This window comes from Bacteroidales bacterium (genome assembly GCA_035342335.1).
Taxonomy (GTDB): Bacteria; Bacteroidota; Bacteroidia; order Bacteroidales; family JAGONC01; genus JAGONC01.
In genome coordinates this window covers 26,302-45,313 of sequence record DAOQWY010000003.1, presented here as the reverse complement: position 1 = coordinate 45,313, position 19,012 = coordinate 26,302, and the positions used below count along the sequence as shown (strand labels likewise).

Genomic DNA, 19,012 nt, shown 5'->3' with positions numbered 1-19,012 from the left:
TTCAGAAGGTTATAAAAATTAGTCTTAATTTTACACCTGTTCGTCCCATTAAAATTTGGGATTATTATAGAATTGCTCTATTTTTGAAAAAATTTTTGAACTTACTTTAATCATTAATAACCAAATTTTAACCAACATGAAGAAAGCATTACTCCTTACAATTTTACTCGCTTCATTTATTTCATTTGAAGCGATGAGCCAATGCGGACGTGTGAGTCTTATTGGCGAGTTCAATGACTGGGCTGGTGATCATTTCATGACACGCAACCCTGAGAATCCAGCTCTGTTTACAGCATTTCTGACCGTTACGGCGGAAGATGATATCACTGAGCCTCCTGATACTATCATTACCATGAAGTTCCGAGCGAATGCTGACTGGGCAGTAAACTGGGGTGCAGCTGATTTCCCTTCAGGTACAGGCGTTCAGGGGGGATCCGATATTCCTGTCCCTCCGGGAAATTATTATGTCACGTTTGATTGCAGCACGGGCGCGTACGATTTTACGACCACCTGCGGAACCATTGGCCTTATTGGCGAATTCAATGACTGGGCAGAAGATTATCCCATGCATCGCGATCCTGCTGACATGAATCTCTGGACAACGACCCTAACGGTCACGGCCGAAGATGATATATCGGATCCACTTGATGGCATCATTGACATGAAGTTCCGTGAGAACGGAGGTTGGACCGTGAACTGGGGTGCCGCTGATTTTCCTTCAGGCACGGGTTTACAAAATGGAGCCAACATCCCCGTCCCTCCGGGTAAGTATAAGATCACGTTCAACTGCGCCACGGGTGAGTACAACTTCACCACCACCTGCGGAGAAATCGGCATCATCGGTGAATTCAACGGCTGGGCAAGTGATGTGTGGATGACCAGAAGTGAAACCAATCCCGATGAATGGCATGTCGTGCTGTCGCTCAATGATGCACAGGACGTCGACCCAGCGGGTGATGGATTCATCAAAGTGAAATTCCGGGAGAATGCAGATTGGGCGGTGAACTGGGGCAGTACGGACTTTCCATCAGGTATCGGCACCCAGAACGGACCGGATCTTTTTGTACCTCTTGATGAGCTGGGCATCACCACAGATTACTTTGTGACGTTCAACTGCGCAACGGGTGCCTATAACTTTGCTCCAACCAACGGCCCCATCAGCATGATCGGGGAATTCAACGGCTGGAACGGCGATGTACCCCTGAACAGGGATAAAGCAGATCCAAACCTGTGGACCGTTTCCCGTTCCTGGTATGCCGATTCCCAAGTCAAATTCCGCGAAAACAACGACTGGACCTATAGCTGGGGGAACACTGGCTGGCCGTCCGGTACAGGTATCACGGAAAACGGTCCGAACATCCCACTGGTTGCAGGCAAGTACGACGTTACCTTCAACTCGGGTACAGGCGCCTATAACTTTGTGGCCAACGATGATTTCTGCGGGGAAATCGGCCTGATCGGCGACTTCAATGAATGGGGTGGCAGCACCATTCCCTATACCGATCTGTTAATGGTACGTGATCCGGAATACCCAAGCCAGTTTACGGCAACAGTTAACTTCACCAGCTCCACCGGCATTCTCTTCCGAATGGATGCAGACCAGAGCTTCACCGATGTGTGGGGCGGTACATCCCTCTGCCAGACAGGTGTGAAGGATCCTACTAAGATCATCTCCGTTGCAGGTGGAAAATACAACGTTACCTTCAACTTTAAATCAGGGGATTACTGCTTCGAAAGACTGGGCAACTCCGTGATCGCTCCCAAGGTGTTCGCCATGACCATGGATGGTGTTCTGGATGAATCCGACTGGAGAATCAACCAGAACATTTCACGCGTCGTGGATGGTACTGCCAGCACGGACGTGAATACGGTCAACTTTGGTGTCACCTACAACGACGAATTCCTGTTTGTGGGCATCGACATTGTTGACGCGATTCCGTCTAAAAATGATGGAGGTGAAGTCTTTTTGGATGGCAATAAATCAGGCGGCGCCTATGATGACAAGGATGTCCATCTGAAATTCGGGCTCGGCGGCATCGAAATCGTTCACGGACCTGAGGGAATTCAATGCCAGCTAGGTTTTGGACTGACCACCGGCGGATATGCCGGCGAAGTTGCCATTCCATGGGCTGCCCTGGGCCTGACACCGGGTACCGTGATGGGATTCGACATCATCGTTTCGGACGACGACACAGGTGCAGGTGTTGATTATAAACTGGCTTGGAACGGTGGCAAAGAAAACTATACAAACACATCGGGCTTTGGCGACCTGGTCTTCGGAGTGCTGTCGTGCGGGTGCATCAGCATCTATAATGAAACGATCGGTGACGTAGTTTTAAGAAACCCGATCGATGAGCCGACCAAATATGTTGGCACCTATAACCTTGATGCCAATTATAACCTGGTGTTCAGAAAAGATATGCAAAGCACCGTTACCTGGGCAAAGGATGCCTTCCCCGAAGGCGTGGCTGAACTTGGAGGCCCTGAAATACCAGCCACATCCGGCAGATACAGGATCCATTTTGACTGCCTCACAGGAGCATACAAATTTGAGGCTTCTCCTCTGCCTGCTGAAGGTATTGCTTATGTCGCCTATACCACCACTGCACCGGTCATCGACGGCGACCTGGCCGAATATGACTTGGCCTATGGTTCTGAAATCCTTGTGGCAGGAAATGGTCCCAACAACAATACCGTTACCTGGGGCGCCGCATGGGATCAGTACAGCCTTTATTTAGGTGTGAAAGTGGTTGACGCCGTGGTGGAAGGAAGCGGCAATCCGTGGGACAATGATGCCATTGAGTACTACATCGATGGCAACAACGATAAAGGCTCCAAGGTTGAAGCCGGCTTCGACACACAGTTGATTCAGGATTTCATGAGCAATAGCACCGTTGACACTGTCCTCTGGTTTAAAGCCGACGGTGTCCAGGCCACACCCGATCAGTGGGATGCAAAATGGAAACCCACCAGTGATGGCTATGCTGTTGAATTGAGACTGGCCTGGAGCATATTTGACTTTGCACCCGGAAAAGGCAGGGCCATTGGCTTCAGCTTGGGGAACAACGACAGCGACAATGGAATAGGGCGTGATTTTCAGACGGTATGGTACGGAACGGGAAGCAACTGGAGCAATCCTGCTGACCTTGGTGAATTGCAGCTGGCCGGCGGTCCGTATTTCTACGGATTCGAGGAGATCTTCTTCAACACCAGCATCAACCTGTACCCGAATCCTGCAAGTGGAAACGTCTACCTGCAAACAACCGCTAATGACCTTAACGGTGATATCACGATCTATGTTTCTGATATCACTGGAAAAACGTTGAAGGTGATCAATGAACGCTTAAACGGGATCAACAATATCGTGACCATCGGCACTGATGATCTGCCTACGGGTATGTACATTGTTAATATCCTAACTGAAAGTGGCAAGAGAGCGGTGAAAAAGCTCATTGTCTACTAATAACATTTTAAATGCACACACAAGCAAAGGCTGCCACCCCATCCGTGGCAGCCTTTGCTTTTTAAAACCGATAATAAATCATGAAAAAATATGTACTCTTCCTTACGATCCTTGTAATGCTGCCGGCCTTGCAGGCCAGTTCCCAGTGCGGCCGCATCAGCCTGATCGGTGAATTCAATTACTGGCTGGACGATCATTTTATGACCCGTGATCCGGAACAGCCCAGTCAGTTCACGACAATCTTTAAAGTAACCTCAAGCGATGACCCAAACTGGGATGGGATCGTTGAGATGAAATTCAGGGAAAATGCCGACTGGACCCATACCTGGGGCAATGTTGATTTTCCTTCCGGAACTGCCATACTGAATGGCCCCAACCTACCGGTTCCCTATGGAAGTTATTTCATCACATTTGATTGTGAAACAGGGGCATATAATTTTGAAACCTACAACACCGTCGGCATTGTGGGAGAATTCAACGGCTGGCAAAACGATTACCCCATGTACCGTGATGAAGAAAATCCTGATATGTGGTCGACCGTCCTTAATTGTCCGGAAGAAAATGATCCTAACGGTGATGGGATCATCGAAATGAAATTCCGCCAGAATGAAGAATGGATCGTATACTGGGGCGACGCCAGCTTCCCTTCCGGTATCGGTACGCAGTACGGGCCCAATATCCCGGTTCCCTATGGTAATTACTATATCACGCTGAACGTAAGTACCGGTGCCTACAATTTCATCACCGCCTGCGGAGAGATCAGCCTTATCGGAGAATTCGGGGATTGGGGCGAAGACCGTTTTTTAACGCGTGATCCCGTAAATCCTAATCTCTGGAGAACGATACTGACCCTGACCGGGGAAGACGATGCCTGGGGATCAGATAATATTGTCGAGATGAAATTCCGTGAAAACGGAGACTGGTACATGAACTGGGGAAGTCCCGATTTCCCTTCCGGTACAGGCGTCATCAACGGGATGACTATCCCGGTTCCTCTGGATGGAACCGGTCTGACCACAGACTACCGGGTTACTTTCAATTGTGTCACCGGTGAATACAACTTTGAGGCTGCCTCCGGCCCGGTAAGCATCATCGGCGATTTTACCGACTGGACAGGGGATGTTCCCATGAACCGGGACGCTGCAGATCCCAATCTCTGGAAACTTACCCGCTCGTGGTACGCAGACTCCTACGTGAAATTCAGGGAAAACAATGACTGGACGATGCACTGGGGAAGCAGCGACTGGCCCTCCGGCACCGGTGTCCAGGACGGACCCAACATTCCACTGGTTCAGGGTAAGTACGACGTAACTTTTAACGCCGAAACCGGCGAGTTTGACTTCATTTCCAATCCGGACATCTGCGGTGAGATAGGCCTGGTGGGTGACTTCAACAACTGGGGTGAGGGAGATCCGCCAACGGATGTCTGGATGGTACGCGACCCGGTTTACCCGAGCAACTTTTCTGTCAATCATACTTTTGCTGAACCGGCCGGACTGCTGTTCAGAATGGATGCCGATGAAACATTTACCAATGTATGGGGCGGCACCTCGCTCTGCCAGACCGGCATCCAGGATGCAACCTATGTCATCCCGGTGCCCAAAGGCACCTACTACATTACATTCAACTGTAAATCAGGAGATTATTGCTTTGAAAAGCGAAAAAATTCGGTGAATGCTCCCAGGGTGTCCTCGATGAATCCGGATGGGATCCTGGATGAAAATGATTGGGGAGCGAAAGAGCCGGTCACCCGGATCTTTGACGGAGAAGTGCTGGGCGATCTGAATGAAGTCTATTTCAGATCATCCTATAATGAGCAACTGTTGTATATCGGTATCGAAGTCAAGGACGCAGCCCAGTACAGTAACGATCGTGTGACCGTTTTTATTGACGGCAACAACTCAGACGGGGAATATGATGACCATGACCTCTACATGGATGTCTTTTCGTCAGGAGGCTACCATGTATATCGCGGACCGGACAATTACGCTCCTGAAATAGGATATGCACAATCCGACACCGGGTACACCTTTGAAGTGGCGCTGCCCCTGGCTGTCCTGGGAATCGATCCGGAAGAGGGGGATCAGATCGGTCTTGATCTCTGGATCGCCGATGATGATGGTAACCCAGGCTACATTGATTATTTTCTTTCCTGGAATGGCAACCTGACCAATAATGATAACACCTCGGTTTTTGGCGACCTGGTGTTCGGCTCCCTGATATGCGGCTGCATAAGCGTTTATAACGAAACCACCGGGGATATAATCCTTCACAGCCCTGCGGATCAGGAAACGACCTTTGTTGGAACCTATGAGTACGATAATGATTACGGGATTGTGTTCCGGAAAGACCTGGCCGGGGATTTCTCCTGGGGATCAGGCAACTTTCCCGAAGGTACAGCCCAGCTGGGAGGACCTCCCATACCAGCTGTTGCCGGCAGGTACAGGATCACATTTGACTGCCGGTCAGGCACATATACCTTCATTTCCGCACCGGCCGGAGCGGATGTCGCCTTTGCAGATTATGCCGGTGTGCAGCCCGTGGTGGATGGGGACCTTGCCGAGTACAATCTGCTTTATGGCTCAGAGATACTCACCATGGGTAACGGGCCAGTCAACAATGTGATCAGCTGGGGCGTCCTGTGGGATAATACCAGCTTCTATATCGGCGCACGGGTGACGGATGAGACGGTAGAGGGTTCGGGAGATCCGTGGGAAAACGATGCCATCGAGTTCTTCCTCGACGGAAACAACGACAAGGATGGCGCCTATGATACCGACTTTGATACGCACATGATCCTGGATGCGCTGAATCAATCCAGCCTGTGGATCAAAACGAACGGTGTACCTGTCACCGACTATGAAGCCAGCTGGATATCAACAGAGCTGGGTTACAACGTGGAATTGAGGTTCGGCTGGAGCAATATCGGATTTGCTCCCGGAAAAGGCAGGGTGATCGGATGGAGCCTGGGTAACGACGACAGCGATAACGGGACCGGGCGCGATTACCAGACCGTTTGGACCGGGACTGCCGACAACGGGTGGAACACAGCCTACCTTGGCGAGCTTCAGCTGGCAGGAGGCCCCTACATCGTCGCGCTGGAAGAATTTCTCAGCAACACCTCCTTCAACCTGTATCCGAATCCATCCACCGGAATGGTATACCTGCAGACTACCACGAACGAACTGAACGGGGATGTTGTCATCGTTGTCTCGGATATCTCCGGAAAGACGCAAAAGATGATCCGCAAGCATCTCAACGGCATCAACGATATTCTGACCATTGGAACCGGTGAAATGGCTCCGGGATTATACATTGTTAATATATTGACAGAAAGTGGCAGGAGAGCGGTGAAAAAGCTTATTGTCTACTAATAACATTTAATTATGAAAGGGAAGGCTGTCTCTTCATCTGAGGCAGCCTTTCTTTTTGCATTGAAATGGAATCCTTTGATAATAAATATTGAATTACCCTGCGCTTTAGCGCGGGGATAAAGATAACTCATACCGTCCGGGCTTTAGCCCAAAACCCAGTAGCAAATATTTCGGGCCAAAGCCCTATTCAAGGGAGGCTTCTTTGGACCCCGGTCTGAAGACCGGGGTAAGTGATAATGCCAGTATTTTTACTATTTTTGCCCAGTAAAACCAATATCGAACCTCAAATCCAACGACCAGATGAATTTCCAATTTCGACTTTTAATCCTTATTCTTTCATTCTTCATCCTTCATGCTTCATCAGCCTTTTCCCAGCTCATCTCCTCCGATCCAACGTTCCCTTCCGATCAGGATGAAGTAGTCATCACCTTCAATGCCGCCCTTGGCAGTGCCGGACTGGCAGGATATACCGGGGATGTCTACGCCCATACGGGCGTGATCACCGAAAACAGCACAGCGTCCAACGACTGGAAATATGTCCAGGCCGACTGGGGAGAAAATATCCCGAAATGCAAAATGACACGGATCGGTACGGACCTGTATCAGCTGAACATCTCCCCGGCCGTAAGGCAATATTATGACGTTCCGGCTGGCGAAAAGATCCTTCAAATGGCTTTCGTATTCCGAAGTGCACAAACAGTGAATGACCAGTGGCTGGAAGGTAAAACAGAGACCTTTGGGGATATTTTCATTGATATCGCGGAAGCCGGGCTACAAACTACCTTTGTTTACCCTGATGAAAACGCAAATATTGTAGAAACGGGCGATACGATTTTCATAAAAGCGGAATCGCAGTATGCCGACTCTATCTTTTTGTTTATCAATAACAACCTAAAAAAGAAAGCAGAAGGGAACATCATCACGGATTCAATTGTCGCAGAAACATTCGGTAAATACAGGGTAAAGGTCATAGCCAAAAACGACACTTCGTCGGTGGCCGATTCCATCTATTACTTCGTAAGGACAGATCCCCAGGTCGTGGAGCTTCCGGAGGGCATTACGGAAGGGATCAACGTGATCGATGAAACATCCGTGATCCTCTGCCTGTATGCTCCCTATAAAGATTACGTCTTTGCTCTCGGCGATTTCAGCGACTGGGAGGTGGAGGAAGCTACCTATATGTACCGGACCCCCGATGCAAAGCACTACTGGATACAGCTGAACGGCCTGAGCCCTTCCAGGGAATATGTTTTCCAGTACTGGGTCGACGGGGAGATCCTCATCGGGGATCCGTATGCGGAAAAAGTCAGCGATCCCTGGAATGACAAATACATCACGTATGCAGTTTACCCTGACCTGATACCCTATCCGGAGGGTAAAACCACAGGTATTGCCACGGTCTTTCAAACCCAACCCGATGAATATATTTGGACCGCACCTGATTTCACGCCGCCAGCTGTAACCGACCTGGTGGTCTATGAGCTGCTGGTGCGCGACTTCGTCTACAGCCATTGCTATCAATCGCTCATTGATACGCTACCCTACCTGAAAGAGCTGGGAATCAACGCCATTGAACTGATGCCGGTTAATGAATTCGAGGGAAATATAAGCTGGGGTTACAATCCTTCCTACTATTTTGCACCGGATAAATATTACGGCACCAAGGACAAACTGAAAGAATTCATCGATGAGTGCCACAACAACGGTATTGCCGTGATCCTGGATGTGGTGTTCAACCATTCCTTCGGACAGTCGCCCATGGTCATGCTTTACTGGGACAGTGAGAACGGCCGGCCCGCCGCCAACAATCCATGGTATAACCCGGTTGCAAAACATGATTATAATGTTGGGTACGATTTTAATCACGAAAGTGTCGACACAAAGCGTTTCGTTGACCGTGCAGTCACCTTCTGGCTGAATGAGTACCATGTTGACGGATTCCGCTTCGACCTTTCGAAAGGATTCACCCAGGAAAATACACTTGGTTATCCAGACCAATGGGCTCAGCAGGACGATGCGAGAATTGCCATCCTGAAACGGATCGCCGATACCATCTGGTCCACAAAATCCAATGCTTACGTGATCCTGGAGCACTTTGCAGATAATTCGGAAGAAAAAATACTGGCGGAGTACGGGATGTTGCTCTGGGGCAATGAAAATTACCACTATACGGAAGCATCGATGGGATGGTATAACACTTCGAACCTCTCCTGGGCATCCTACAAAGCAAGAGGATGGACCAAGCCTCACGCGGTGGTCTATATGGAGAGCCACGACGAAGAAAGGATGATGTACAAGAACGTCACCTACGGAAGGGCCGAGGGTGACTATGATATTCAGGATACGATTACGGCCCTGGAAAGAGCCCAGCTGGCTACCCTGTTCTTTCTGTCGGTGCCGGGACCTAAAATGATCTGGCAGTTCGGCGAGATGGGGTACTATGACTCGATCAATTACAATGGCAGGACAGGACCAAAACCCATCCGATGGTACCTTCTGGATGACTTCAGAAGGGAATATCTCCACGACTTTTATGCAACGCTGATCACGCTCAAGCAGGAGCAGGAATTCTTCAGAACCACCGACTTTTCCCAGGCGGTGACCGGTGCAATGAAGCGCATCAATCTGAATGGTAATCCCGTTTCTGCAACCATTCTCGGTAATTTCAACGTTACAACTGGCACCGTGGGCCCGAACTTCCAGCATATAGGTGTATGGTACGAATATTTCACGCGCGATTCCATCCTTGTGACCGATGTCAATGCATTGATTTCACTGGAACCGGGCGAGTACAGGTTCTACACCGATCAAAAGCTGGCAGCGCCCGACCTCAACACGGGAGTAGTCCACATCGGTCACGACACCACTTACGGGTTCTCCGTCTTTCCCAATCCGGCTAACGAAAAGATCTCTGTGGTCTACAGGCTGGATCAGGAGGCACTGGTCGAAATCGGGCTGATGTCGCTGGGAGGGGCGGAATTTCCCGTAGCACATCCCGCAAGGCAAACTCCCGGCACATACACGGTCAGTATCCCGACCGACCGGATGAAATCCGGTATCTGTCTGGTGAAGTTCACCATCAACGGGAAGGTGTTCCTGCAGAAAGTGATTATTCGGTGATGGAACGCAGATTACACGGATTACGCGGATGATAACGGAACATTGTCCGTGAAGATCCGCGTAATCTGCGTCATCCGTGTTCCATCATTGTATCAACACTTTCCTGATGACTCCTTTTGAGGTCTTTAAAAGATACATCCCCGGCGCCAGATCGCCAACCTCAACACGGTCAGCATCATAACGTTTAAGGAGAAGCCTGCCATAGATGTCGAAAAGGAAAACATCATCGGGAAAATTCAAATGCAGGGCCTCGCCAGAGCAGGGATTCGGGTAGATGCCATTTTCATCTGAACGGGACAGTTCATTTTCGCCGGTTGCGGAGTTTGGCTCACCGGGAGAGGCCACCGTGAAATATTTCCATTCCGGTGCGGCATCCACCACCCTTCCATAAGAAACATCATCGCTCTGGGGACCGTACGTTACAGAGTCCATCAGGGCATGCCCGGATTCTGCGTCATCAAAAATACCGATCTCCTCCCCTTCTTTTGCCAGCTTGTAATTGGTATGGGTGTCGCCCTGGGCCGGTGTATCATCCGCCCAGATCAGAAGGAACTCTCCGGGAAGCAGAGTCCTGTCGGGCAACTTCCATTTGGTTGGATTACCAAGATTATCCGACAGATACTTATTCCCCAGCCAAACAGACTCACCACTGGCATTGTAGATCTCGATCCAGTCGTCGGTCTGCCCGAATTCATCGTGGATGGTGCCATGGTTGGCGGCCATGAATTCATTGATCATCAGCAGCTGTGAAGGAAGCTCTCCAATGTCAGCCTGGACCGGAATGCACGGAAGCACGGATGTGCAGAGAGCATCATCCTTGACGCTGATCTGGTAAGACAGGTGCACCGGTGCGTCAAATCCGCCGAGGCTGTTCCCCCAGATACGGTCATCAGACCCTCCGTCGTGATGCATACCGTCATCAAACAACACCAGTTCCTGTTGAACACCCCCATCAACCGTATAGATCACCCTGACATCGGACAGTGCTCCATCATCTTCAACAAATGCCTGAAAGACGACAGGCTCATTTAAACCAGTTTCGACATGATGTATGTATTTGATGACCGGGACCGTACCTAAAACCAGGAGCTGATTTTTAGCAAAATCGTAACGGGTCTGGACATAGGGTTTCAGACCGTACTTCACGTGGGCTCCCAGGGCCTGGTTATATGAATTCAAAAAATCCACAAACGTATATCCATAATCCTGAGGATAATACGGATCACCGATCACCGACGGTATGAGCCGTTGTTTTATTTCGTCAAGTCGGGGATAAAGGGTCTCCGGATTGAAGATTGAATCCAGCATACGGTTCATATACGAGGAATACAGGTTCCTGAATTCGGTGAATCCCATCAGCCGGTCGAACAAAGGACGGGATTCCCAGGGACCCCACTGGTAAATGCTCCGTGTACCCCAGTCAATGTTGAACCAGTCGATTCCAAAGGTATTGTCAAGGTCATACGGGATGTATTCGAACTTGCCTGTCTGCGTATTATGATACAGATAGAAATTGTTCTTGTTGTAGATGTAGCCGTCCCAGTTGGCGGTGATGACATCGAAAGCCATGATCTTGAGGTAGTCATACACATTGAAGAGCCGGTCGATGCCGCATTTGAACTCAGCATCTGTAGCTGAATGAAGCATCTGTATGAAATCCCTGAGGTCCGAATAGTCATCGGTCTCCTCGTTGATGGTCAGTTCGTATACCCTTCTGTCTCCTGAGGTGAACTTGTAATCTTCCGGATCGGGTCCTTTGTAGGTGAGGTCGGCAGGATAGAGGCATTTATAAAGATTTCCTCCGTTGTTGCCGAACCTTGATTTGACAAACTCCTCATCAATATGTTCAACATTGATGTAGAGGCCGTAATAATTCCCGTTGATGTAGACTTCGACATGGTTGGCAAACGGGGCGGGAACATCCATTTCCCGCAGGATGTCCCAGCAGAGCTTTGAGCGGACGACGGAAGGATCGTTGTGCTCGCCGTTGAGGTTCATCTTTTCCACACCGTAATATTTCCTTCCTGAATGGAAGGTGTTGAACGACACCTTGAATGATTTCTTTTTGGAATACCTGGATGTGTTTCCCCGCAACCTGAAACCAATCTCGTCGACCGTATCCTTTATGGTACCGTTATTAAAAATAAACGTGGCAGGGAATTCGTGATCGCTCTCCACATGATCGTAGATCCACTCAAGGGAATCCGGATGGATCAGGATGTCGATCCGGGCGACCACATCATCACGGTAGAGCTCACTTCGATCGGGAAAAACAGGCTGGCCCGGGCAAAATAGAAAAGCAAGGAGTAAAAAGCAAAGAGCAAAACCAAATTTCCGGACCATGGGATCACCTTTCAATAAGGCGCAAAGATAGGTTAAACTTTGATCACTTGCCTGGTTTGAAGCCTGGATTCCTTCTCTGGTACTTGCCGGGGAATACTTGGATTTTGAAATTCAGGGTTTAACGCAGAAGAGCTCATCCCTGAGCTCTTCTTTGTTTTGGGGTGGAAGATGGGACTCGAACCCACGACACCTGGAACCACAATCCAGTGCTCTAACCAGCTGAGCTACATCCACCGTTTGGAAGGCACAAAAATAATCAAAAATTAAAGATTAAGAATCAAAGATCAAAAATTTAATACGGTTGCAGGTTGCAGGTTACAAATTGCAGCCCCGCCTTTCAGCGGAGTCTTCGCTTCGACTTGCAGCTTGCAGCTCTAATAACCCTACATTTGCATTCGTCATGATCTTGTTCCGAAAGAAAAAATACCTGAGCGGTGGCTCACTGTCGAAACTCGCGTGGAGGAGGCTTTTGCGGGATCCGCTGGCAATCGCATCGCTGTCAATGATCGGGATGGCGATCCTGGTAGCGATGCTGGGCTACCTGCTTACCCCTGATTCCACACCTTTCAGCAACGAACAGCATCTGGAACTTGCCACCCAAAAACCAGGATTTAAGGTCAGGATGCTGAAAGTTAAAAAGAACATGAAAGAGGATCAGAAGGGATTTTTTCATAAAATGCTCTTTGGTACCCGGCATTCCTACTGGGTAATTCCATTCAGTAGCATTCGTTTTGAGGGTGACCAGGTGATCATTGAAGAATTCGCCGGTGTTCCGCTGCCCGATCCGCCGGAGCAGTCGTTTCACCTGGCGGATGTTGCATTTGCGCTGGACCCGGATCAAGCCATCCTGACCAAGGGGGATACGGTCATGTTTACGGATATCAATGGTATTGACCACCGGGAAATCCTGGGCACATTACAGAAAACCATACTTAATCAACATATTACAACGAAGCGTTACCCTTTTGGCTCCGATCAGTTCGGCAGAGACATGCTCAGCCGGTTGCTCATCGGAACGCGTGTGAGTCTCTCTGTAGGGATTATCAGCGTTGCCATCTCCCTGCTCATCGGGCTTTTGCTGGGGTCCATCGCGGGCTTTTTCAGGGGCTGGATCGACGATGTGATCATGTGGTTCATCAATGTGGTCTGGTCCATACCGACCCTGCTGCTGGTCATAGCCCTCACCTTTGCGCTGGGAAAAGGATTCTGGCAGGTTTTTATTGCGGTGGGGCTCACCATGTGGGTTGAGGTGGCCCGGGTGGTCAGGGGGCAGATCATCAGCATCAGGGAAAAGGAGTATGTGGAAGCAGGTCGCGCATTGGGTTACCAAACGGCAAGGATCATTACCAGACATATCCTGCCCAATGTCCTGGCGCCGGTCATCGTCATCTCCGCCGCCAATTTCGCCTCCGCCATTCTTCTGGAGGCGGGATTGAGTTTTCTGGGAATCGGCGTCCAGCCGCCCATGCCCTCCTGGGGAAGCATGATCCGGGAAAATTATGCCTACCTTCTCCTGGATTCAGCCTACCTGGCGATCCTGCCAGGGGTGGCAATAATGGTGATGGTTCTGGCGTTTATGTTGCTGGGGAATGCATTGCGCGACGCGCTGGACGTGCGGACGGCCGGGCGTTAGGTGGCCAGCAAGAGGCGGGAAGCGGGAAGCGGGGTTGGTATTTGTATTTTGGCATTGGCCTGGGATTTGGACCGTGGGATTTGGAATTTAACACGTAACAATCATCGTGGTATTTAACTCATCGCAAATATTTGTAAATTTGTAAAAAAACAAAATCACCGTGAAAAGAATACTTCTCCTATTCATCCTCTCATCCTTTATCCTTGCTGGTTTTGGCCAGTCGAACGAAGCGAACATGTGGATATTCGGACGACGGGCCGGATTGAATTTCAACTTCCCCGCAGGTCCTCAGCCTTATCTGGAAGTCGCTGACGACTTCATTTATGCCCAGGAGGGTTGTGCATCCATTGCCAGCTCATCCGGAGAGTTAATGTTTTACACCGACGGACAGACCATCTGGAATAAAAATCATCTCCACATGGAAAACGGAGAAGGTCTTTACGGACACTATTCCTCCACGCAGTCGGGCATCATTGTTCCCAAACCGGAAGACCCCAATACCTATTATGTTTTCACGGTTCCCTATATGGGAGATTCAGACAGGAAAGGGCTTCGGTTTTCGGTAGTCGACATATCACAGAATGGGGGTTTGGGAAAGGTGATTGAAAAAAATAATATACTCGCACTGAACACACCGGTCACTGAAAAGGTAACGGCCATGAGACATGGCGATTACGATTCCAAGGATATATGGGTGATCACACATAAATGGGAAACATTTAAAGAACTCCCTAACGGTGACACATCGTTTTACCCCTCCGATACCTTTTTAACCTATCGGGTAACACCACAGGGAGTCAACATAACACCAGTCATCTCAAAGGTTGGAAGGAAATTAGGAGAGAACGAGCTCAATTCCGTTGGGTATCTAAAAGGCTCCCCATCAGGTGATAAATTAGCAATGGCTGTTCATTTTAGTGATTATTATCAATTGTTCGACTTTGACCCCATATCAGGTGTTGTGGCAAACCCGATCACTTTTGATGGATTCAAAGGTGCATATGGCCTGGAATTCTCACCAAACTCGAGGTTCCTTTACTTAAGCGCACAGGACACGATTGAGTCCAACAAAATGCATATTTACCAGTACGATCTGTTTGCGGGGGATTCAAACGCCATCAAAAATTCGAAAGTTTACATCGGATCTACCGCCGCTGATCCCGGGTATGCGGGAAGAGGGGCACTTCAGGTCGGACCCGACCAGAAAATCTATATCTCCCGTGCTTTTTTACCCTATCTTGCCATCATCAACAATCCAAACCTGGCCGGCGAGAGCTGCGAACTGGATCCCGAGGGGATCTGGCTGGGATCCTCCTCGTACCGAACCAGCATGTACGGATTGCCCACCTTCATTCAGACCTATTTTGCGCCTCCCAGGTTCGAGTATGAGAATATATGCTGGGGGGACGAGACTGTGTTTACGGTCACTTCGGATATAACAGGGTATCAATCGGTGCACTGGGATTTCGGCGACGGAGGAGTGTCGGATGAATTAAGTCCCACGCACAAGTTTGCCGACTGGGGAACCCATATCGTAACGCTTGTTGTTTCCTATCTTTCAACCGACCGGACGGCGCAGGAACAGATCTATATCCTTCCCAAGCCAACGGCTAACTTCTCCTACGAACCTTACTGCTTCGGAGCCCCGACAAAATTTCACGACCAGTCGAATCCCAATGGCGGGACTGTTAACAATTGGAGCTGGGAGTTCGGGGATGGCGGGACCTCCACGGAAAAAAATCCGCAGCACACCTTTGCCACCCAGGGTCAGCACAACGTTAAACTGACAGTGGACACCGACAACGGGTGCATCAGTGACCCTGTAACCCTCCCGGTCATTCAGATACCACCGCCAACCGTATCCGCAACACCCACAGGATTGAATAAGATGTGCGAGAACAGTCCGAACTCCTCCTACAATACCACCGGTGCCCCCGACGCAGTATCCTATATCTGGAGTATATCGCCCGCCTCGGCAGGCACGATCAGCGGCACAACCAAGAACGCTACCGTAAACTGGAACGACACCTTTTACGGGAACGCCACCATCAGGGTGACCAGCGTGAACCAGTGCAATGAGCAGAGCGCTGCTTCCGGTCCACTGCAGGTTACAGTTACGGCCCTGCCGGAGGTATTTGCGGGTGAAGATGCGACAATAGTGTATAATTCTCCATACTATTTTGCTGATGCAGATATCCAGGGCAACGGTCCTTACACCATCCAGTGGGAACCGGCTGACTCCCTTCTGGAAAGCCATATCCAAAATCCAACATCCGTTTACCTCAGGACCAACAATCTCTTTACGATGAGCGTTTGGGATGCAAACAATTGCTATGAAGAAGATCAGGTGCTGGTCAAAGTAAAGGGTGGCCCCTTGGGTACATCAATTATAACTGACAGAGATTCGATTTGTTATGGCGGACAAACCCAACTTATCGCCAATCCCTGGGGCGGCTCAGAGGAATGGTCTTATGAGTGGACGTGTGATCCGAATCCGGGCGGATGGCACTCGACACTATCGGCAGTCTGGGTAAGCCCGGAGGAAACAACGATTTACACCCTTACTGTCAACGATGGCATCAACGACGCCTGGTATTCGATCACGATCACGGTCATCGAACTCCCCGTGGCTGATGCCGGTGATTCATTCGCCATCAACTGGGGAACGACTGCACAATTGGATGGGAGCGCCGCGGGTGGAGCTGGCGGACCCTACTCCTATCTCTGGGGACCGGAGGGGTATTGTTTCCCCCCTGACGTTTCCGATCCTGTAACCGTTAAACTTTTTGATCCAAGGGAATTCTCACTCGAAATCACCGACCGGTTTGGCTGCAAGGATACTGATAAAGTTACCGTAACCATTATCGGGGGGCCGATCAATGTCCTGGCTGCTGCAAGTGACTCGGTGATATGTTACGGGGACTCTGTCTTCATCGATGCAACCCCGGCGGGAGGATCACAAACCTACAATTTTTTCAGATGGCGGCCCAGGGTTCTTGTAGCCGACAGTACGGCCCAAACAACCTATACAAGTCCCCTCTATATCACCACGGATTTTATCGTCAGGGTGCAGGATGATTCTGGCAACGAAGCCCACGATACGGTCACTGTCATCGTGAATCCATTGCCTGAAACGCTCCTTTATCCCGGCAGCATACCCATTGGGAATGATCCGGTGGATGTTTGTGTTTATGATACCCTTGTGCTGCGGCCTTATACGGGAACGGAAGAGGTTGTTTACCTGTGGAGCAATGGCTCGATCGACGATACCCTCCAGGTACAGACCACCGGTGTGGGCGTGGAAGTGCAGACCTACTGGGTCAGGACGGAACTGGTGAAAACAGGCTGTGTAAACTCTGATACGGTAACCCTTGTCTTTACCTACGACGCCTGCGTCGGGATCGGCGAAGTGGAAGACCATGCTGCATTCATGCTCTTTCCGAATCCTGCAGTCAGGCAGACCAACCTGTGGACACGCGGACTGCACGGTAAGTATACGCTGATCCTGGAAGACATGAAAGGAATGACCATCAGGGAGGATGAATTGATCGTGGATACGGATGGTCCCCATAACCATATCATTGACCTGGCAGGATTGTCGCCTGGCATCTACCTGGTCAGGTTGAAGAATGCCAGCAGCGTGTATATCAATAAGCTCATCATCCGATAGAACATTTCCAATGACTCTCAAAATGCGATCTGTCCTGATCTGGGTATTTGCCATCATCCTTACCCTTGCTTCGGTCTATTATCAGCGTAAAACGGGTCCGACCTATCCCCTGACCGTGAAAACTGAACTCGGTGACCTGAACGTCACCAACCGCCTGATCCGTACCGCTGAATGCGGGGCCGATGCCATGATTTTCCTGAATGTGCCGGATAAAAACGTAAACGGCACGATCCAGTACAAGCGCTACAAAAGCCATGATGAATGGATTGAGCAAAAAATGGTTCGCCACGACGATTCGCTGGTAGCCTACCTGCCGGCACAGCCTCCGGCGGGCAAGATCATGTATAAGGTTTTTCTTGAACAGGAACAAAAGCGGATTGCCGTGACAGAGCAACCGGTGGTGATGCGTTTCAAGGGCGCCGTTCCGACCTGGGTGCTGATCCTGCACATCATCCTGATCTTCATGGCAATGCTGTTTTCAACCTATACGGGTTTGGAAGCTCTTTTCAAAGGGCCGCGGGTCATCACCTATACACGCCTGACCCTCCTGCTGCTGCTGGTCGGGGGTCTTGTAATGGGGCCGGTAGTTCAGAAATATGCATTTGGGGCTTTCTGGACCGGCTGGCCTTTCGGACACGACCTTACGGACAATAAGACCGCCGTTGCATTCATTTTCTGGCTGATTGCCTTCATCCAGCAACAACGGAACCGGAACTACAGAGCATGGGTGATCGTTGCTGCCGTGGTGCTGTTCATTGCATTCGTGGTCCCGCACAGCATGTGGGGTTCAGAGCTGGATTACACGCAACAGTAAAACTGCATCAGCCACAAGTGTTTCCCTAATTAAAGGAAGGATCAGGCGGGTAATTTGCCCAGAGGGCATGATCGTCGCCAAAAGACCGCATCAGTGTGCTCCACAACTTGCCAGGATTGGTTTGGATCACCAGGTCAGCCTTTGCGGTCGATACCACCCAGGATTTTTCTTTCAATTCACGGTCAAGCTGGCGGGATTCCCAACCCGAATACCCGACAAAGAACCGAATGTCCTTTGAGGTCAGCTGCCGGAGGATCATCATCTCTTTGATCATTTCAATGTCACCGCCCCAGTAAAGGCCATCCATGATCTTGATACTGTTTTGAATGAATTCACCGACCGTATGGATGTAAAAAATGTTTTCAGTCTTGACAGGTCCTCCCAGGAACATTTCAGCGTCAAAATCAGGAAAATCTCCGGTCACCTCGTTTAATTTTGCCTGAATGGGTTTGTTTACGATCAGGCCAAAGGAGCCCTGCTCGTTGTGCTCAGCGAGTAAAATGACCGACTGCCGGAAATAGAAATCCTGAAGAGAAGGCTCTGAGATCAGCAACCTTCCGGGAGCAGGTTTTATTTTTTTGCTTTTTCCAGGCAT

8 protein-coding genes and 1 tRNA gene are annotated in these 19,012 nt (G+C 49.9%); 6 read left to right on the top strand and 3 right to left on the bottom strand.

Annotation, left to right across the window (positions count from 1 at the left end):
• Window positions 1-136 precede the first annotated feature (136 nt).
• The 3 genes from PKI34_02315 (at window position 137) to PKI34_02305 (ending at window position 9,957) form a co-directional block, all read left to right on the top strand.
• Complete coding sequence (locus PKI34_02315; protein HNS16639.1) at window positions 137-3,463, top strand: sugar-binding protein; 3,327 nt, start codon at window positions 137-139, stop codon at window positions 3,461-3,463.
• Window positions 3,464-3,543: 80 nt separating this feature from the next.
• Window positions 3,544-6,837: a sugar-binding protein gene (locus PKI34_02310; GenBank protein ID HNS16638.1), complete on the top strand. Its 3,294-nt coding sequence runs from the start codon at window positions 3,544-3,546 to the stop codon at window positions 6,835-6,837.
• Between the two features lie 300 nt (window positions 6,838-7,137).
• On the top strand, window positions 7,138-9,957 hold the full coding sequence (locus PKI34_02305; GenBank protein ID HNS16637.1) for an alpha-amylase family glycosyl hydrolase: 2,820 nt from the start codon (window positions 7,138-7,140) through the stop codon (window positions 9,955-9,957).
• A gap of 84 nt (window positions 9,958-10,041) precedes the next feature.
• On the opposite strand, the gene PKI34_02300 is transcribed toward PKI34_02305, so the two are convergent.
• Together PKI34_02300 and PKI34_02295 are read right to left on the bottom strand one after the other, a co-directional pair.
• Window positions 10,042-12,300, bottom strand: coding sequence for a CotH kinase family protein (locus PKI34_02300; GenBank protein ID HNS16636.1), 2,259 nt, complete (start codon window positions 12,298-12,300; stop codon window positions 10,042-10,044).
• A gap of 157 nt (window positions 12,301-12,457) precedes the next feature.
• Window positions 12,458-12,534 (bottom strand) — tRNA-His (locus PKI34_02295).
• Between the two features lie 166 nt (window positions 12,535-12,700).
• Here PKI34_02295 and PKI34_02290 point away from each other — a divergent pair.
• The 3 genes from PKI34_02290 to PKI34_02280 all read left to right on the top strand — a co-directional run bounded on the left by PKI34_02290 (window position 12,701) and on the right by PKI34_02280 (window position 18,417).
• On the top strand, window positions 12,701-13,933 hold the full coding sequence (locus PKI34_02290) for an ABC transporter permease (protein ID HNS16635.1): 1,233 nt from the start codon (window positions 12,701-12,703) through the stop codon (window positions 13,931-13,933).
• A 160-nt stretch (window positions 13,934-14,093) separates the two neighbouring features.
• Window positions 14,094-17,603: a PKD domain-containing protein gene (locus PKI34_02285; protein HNS16634.1), complete on the top strand. Its 3,510-nt coding sequence runs from the start codon at window positions 14,094-14,096 to the stop codon at window positions 17,601-17,603.
• 22 nt (window positions 17,604-17,625) lie between these two features.
• Window positions 17,626-18,417 (top strand): hypothetical protein, encoded by a 792-nt coding sequence (locus PKI34_02280; protein ID HNS16633.1) that lies wholly within the window; start codon window positions 17,626-17,628, stop codon window positions 18,415-18,417.
• A gap of 25 nt (window positions 18,418-18,442) precedes the next feature.
• On the opposite strand, the gene PKI34_02275 is transcribed toward PKI34_02280, so the two are convergent.
• Entirely contained in the window at window positions 18,443-19,012 is a 570-nt protein-coding gene (locus PKI34_02275; protein HNS16632.1) for a YqgE/AlgH family protein, read from the bottom strand.

Bases quoted from the DNA above. Each gene is read 5' to 3' on its own strand.
- PKI34_02315 (HNS16639.1), top strand. From the start codon at position 137: ATGAAGAAAGCATTACTCCTTACAATTTTACTCGCTTCATTTATTTCA.
- PKI34_02290 (HNS16635.1), top strand. From the start codon at position 12,701: ATGATCTTGTTCCGAAAGAAAAAATACCTGAGCGGTGGCTCACTGTCG.
- PKI34_02310 (HNS16638.1), top strand. From the start codon at position 3,544: ATGAAAAAATATGTACTCTTCCTTACGATCCTTGTAATGCTGCCGGCC.
- PKI34_02275 (HNS16632.1), bottom strand. From the start codon at position 19,012: ATGCCTGGAAAAAGCAAAAAAATAAAACCTGCTCCCGGAAGGTTGCTG.
- PKI34_02280 (HNS16633.1), top strand. From the start codon at position 17,626: ATGCGATCTGTCCTGATCTGGGTATTTGCCATCATCCTTACCCTTGCT.
- PKI34_02300 (HNS16636.1), bottom strand. From the start codon at position 12,300: ATGGTCCGGAAATTTGGTTTTGCTCTTTGCTTTTTACTCCTTGCTTTT.
- PKI34_02305 (HNS16637.1), top strand. From the start codon at position 7,138: ATGAATTTCCAATTTCGACTTTTAATCCTTATTCTTTCATTCTTCATC.